This window comes from Streptomyces boncukensis, assembly GCF_011045075.1.
Lineage (GTDB): Bacteria > Actinomycetota > Actinomycetes > Streptomycetales > Streptomycetaceae > Streptomyces > Streptomyces boncukensis.
Genome location: NZ_JAAKZZ010001100.1, coordinates 1 through 557 on the forward strand (window position 1 = coordinate 1; position 557 = coordinate 557).

1 protein-coding gene is annotated in these 557 nt (G+C 74.9%); it reads left to right on the forward strand.

Features of this window, described 5'->3' with window-relative positions; genetic code table 11:
• On the forward strand, positions 1-557 hold a 557-nt coding region (locus G5C65_RS40300), incomplete at both ends, for a hypothetical protein (protein ID WP_206442746.1).

The following is a 557-nucleotide window of genomic DNA, read 5'->3' on the forward strand; positions in this document are numbered from 1 at the left end:
GGGCATAGTACGGCTGCTGTGGGTACTGGGGCTGGCGGGGTTGGTGCGGCTGCTGGGGCTGGTGGAGGTAGGTCGTGGGCTGTTCCGGCTGGTGCTGCGGGGGACCGGCCGGGGGCTGCTGACCGTAGCCCGCGGGCTGCTGCTGCGGGTATCCGCCGGCCGGCTGCTGGGGCGGGCGGCCCTGGTCGCGGTAGAGGTGCGCGAAGGCGTCGTCCTGCGCGGGCTGCGGCGGCTGCGGCGGACCCTGCTGGTGCTGAGGCTGGTGCGGGTGCTGAGGCTGGGGCTGCTGGGGCTGCTGGTGCTGGGGCTGCTGGGGCTGCTGCGGGTGCTGAGGCTGGTTCGGCTGGGGCTGCTGCGGCTGATAGGGCTGCTGCGGCTGCTGGGACTGGTGCTGGTGGGGCTGCCGGGGGTCGTAGTAGGGCTGCTGCTGGGGGTGCTGTTGCTGCTGCGGCGCCTGCGGTCCCGACATCAGGCCGTCGACGCCGGTGAACTGCACCGTCCCCGGGTCGTCCCCGTACGGCAGCATGCGCGAGGGGCCCTCCGGCTCGGGCGGGGGC